We start from the raw sequence: 3,245 nt of genomic DNA on the forward strand, positions 1-3,245 counted from the left end.
TCCAATTTTATTATGCCACTACATACCAATCTAAAAGCATTGGAGCAGCTCGATGTCACGGAAAACTCTCTCTCGGATGTATCAGAAGCTGTCAGTCGATTTTTGGGTAGTGTGGGTGGTAACTATAGTCAGTGAAAAGTAATATCGATACATCACGCGCTACTGATATCAATTTTTCTTGCTTGCTGTGCCTGCGCAGACAGAGGCTAAAAAAAATTGATATCAGCAATACCGTAGCGTTTTTAGGATATTTTGACTATAGCTTGAACTGAGAGAATACGACAATGAAAACACGAAATTACATTCCCGAAATTAAAGAAGGCGCCGTTCGCATGTTGATTGAAGCGGCATGCGACTATCCATCCAACTGGTCAGCTATTAAAGCCATCGCCCTAAGATTGGCTGCACACCTGAAACCCTACGATCGTGGCATAAAAAGCACATCGATCAAATCATTCCTGCATCGGTATAAGCGCAAAGTAACAAAGAGCATATCAAAGATGCTTGAACGTGAGAACAAACAGCTCAAGCAAACCAACGAGATTATACGTAAGGCTACCGCTTTTTCCGCCCAGACGGAGCTCGACCACTTACTAAACCATGATTCAATTCATCGAAGATAACAATCATATTTATGAGGTCGAGCTGATCTGCAAATAAAAGTTTATAAAATTGTTTTAGATGTTTACTAATGTTAAAATTAATTACTGATTATTACTGAAATGTAAGTATTAATCAGTACAAAATTTGACGTAAGTAATACCGGCAATTATAAGAATCTAAGCCAATTAATAATCCAATGCTGCTTTATCAAGCCCTAATATTACTAGGGATTCAGGAGAGATATTTTGAAAAAGTTTTTACCTTGGTTAGTTGGGTTATTGGTTATATTTGCAATCTACCTTTATGCATCCCCCTATCTTGTTCTAAATAGTATTAAAAATGCTGCTCAACAAGGAGATGCCGATAAACTTTCAGGTTATATTGATTTCCCTAGCGTTAAGCAAAGTATGAAGGATCAAGTTAAAGCGGCTATGGTTGAGGAGCTTGCTGCAAGTGATGAACAAGATGGGTTTGAGGCATTAGGCACCATGTTAGCCGCAGCTATGATAGATCCACTTATTGATGGTTTAGTAACGCCAGATGGTGTAGCACTCATGCTCCAAGGGCAAAAACTAGATTTTGACTTAAATAATGACACGCCTGAAGATAAGCTCGAAGTCAAAAACGAGGATATTGATTATAAAGCTGGATACCTGTCCTTTAATCGATTCAAAGTTCAGATTATTGATGCTGATGATCCGAATGAATCATTAGATGTGATCATGCATAGAGATTGGCTAAGCTGGAAAGTCACAAGAATTAATTTTTCTTTAGACTCAAAGGATAAAAAATCTAACAACAAAGTCGCAGAATCATCTGTCTCTGATTTAGATTGGGCTGAAGAAGAGGATACAAGTGAAACCTACGATGATGTATTCCAAAATCTAGATGAACAGCAGGATACTAATACTACATCAGACGTAAGTGAGACTACTTATGATGCTTTGAGTGACGACGACGATAATAACGGAACAGGCGCTAATGCTGTAGAGATAACAGGGCCACTAACACCCGCACAAGCAGCACACATTGACTATCTTGTTGACAATGAAATTGAAGCTCCACAATACATGATAGATTTATTGAATGATTTTACACTTGGTGGCGGCACAGAGGCTGATTTACGTAAATTTATTATTGAACGTTCAGGTTATGACGATGGTTATGATGGATTGAAAGACTGTCGTAACCCAGACTTAACCGAAGCACAGTATATGAGCAACTGTACTTAATGAATAGTGGATAGGTAATAATTCTAGTAAAAAAACCAAGCCACCTTGCAAAATGCTAAGGTGGCTTATTTGATTATAGTGGAGCCTTTTCTAAAAAGTGTTTAACTGCTTATAATCCACTAACAGGAGAATAAGCAATGACTACTCAATCTGACATTAAAAAACTGGCCGAGTAAATGGCTGGTAGCATGAAAAGCTTCGATGACATCAAAGACTTTCAAAAGCAGCTCATGCAGTCGTTTATCGATACTGCCTTAGAGGCTGAGATTGAAGACCATCTCGGCTATCCCAAGCATGAGAAAGCAGACAAGCCTAATAAGCGCAATGGGCACACTAAAAAGACAGTCCGCAGTGACACAGGCGATCTTGAGATATCTACCCCAAGAGACCGTGATAGCAGCTTTGAACCTGCGTTAGTGCGTAAGCATCAAACCCGTATTAGTGGCCTTGATGATAAAATCATATTTCACTACAGGCTTAGCCTTACGTCTTGCGCTTCGGGCAAGTGTCTCCCAGACACTTGCTGATCCTCGCTCATACGCCAAGGGTCAAACCACTACCGAGATTGTAGAGAGCATCAAAGAGCTCTATGACGTCGACATTTCAAGCTCTCTTGTCTCAAGAGTCACTGACAATATCTTAAACGACATCACCGCTTGGCAGAACCGGCCGCTGAGCAGTGTTTATCCTATCGTCTATCTAGACTGCATTGTCGTCAAAGTACGTCAAGACAAGTAGATCATCAACAAGGCGATCTATCTGGCGCTAGGCGTGGGACTCGACGGCAGAAAAGAGCTGCTTGGCATGTGGCTATCAGAGAATGAAGGCGCTAAGTTCTGGCTAGGCGTTCTCACTGAATTACAAAACCGCGAGGTACAAGATATCCTCATTGCTTGTGTTGACGGTCTAAAGGGCTTCCCTGATGCCATCAATACCGTTTATCCCAAAGCCAAGGTTCAGCTGTGTATCGTGCATATGGTGCGCTATTCGATGAAGTTTGTACCTTGGACAGATAAGAAGGCAATAGCGGCTGATTTAAAGGCCATCTACGGCGCTGATACGCTTGAGATAGCAGAGGCCAATCTTGAGCACTTTGATGAGGTGTGGGGTGATAAGTATCCGCATGTGGTTAAGTCTTGGCGTAATAACTGGGAGGGCCTCACGGTGTTCTTCGAGTATCCTAAAGACATCAGAAAAGTGATTTATACCACCAATGCTATTGAGTCTTTAAACAGCGTGATTCGGACAGCGGTGAATAAGCGTAAGGTGTTCCCGTCTGATCAGGCAGTATTCAAGGTAGTCTACCTAGCAACTCAGCAAGCATCCAAAAAGTGGTCGATGCCGATTCGTAACTGGACGGCTGCTTTAAATCGCTTTATGATTATGTTTGTAGTGGCATAATAAAATTGG

General features: G+C 41.2%; 2 protein-coding genes and 1 pseudogene. All 3 read left to right on the forward strand.

The window, feature by feature from the left end:
- Positions 1–284 precede the first annotated feature (284 nt).
- Positions 285–623, forward strand: a complete 339-nt coding sequence (locus B2866_RS09545; RefSeq protein WP_296193357.1) for a hypothetical protein — start codon at positions 285–287, stop codon at positions 621–623.
- 225 nt (positions 624–848) lie between these two features.
- A complete protein-coding gene (locus B2866_RS09550) occupies positions 849–1,835 on the forward strand; it encodes a DUF2939 domain-containing protein (protein WP_296193360.1) in 987 nt (328 codons plus the stop codon).
- A gap of 176 nt (positions 1,836–2,011) precedes the next feature.
- A pseudogene (locus B2866_RS09555) lies at positions 2,012–3,236 on the forward strand (IS256 family transposase).
- The last annotated feature ends 9 nt before the right edge of the window (positions 3,237–3,245 follow it).

It is taken from the genome of Psychrobacter sp. UBA3483 (genome assembly GCF_002377905.1).
In the GTDB taxonomy this organism is placed as follows: Bacteria; Pseudomonadota; Gammaproteobacteria; order Pseudomonadales; family Moraxellaceae; genus Psychrobacter.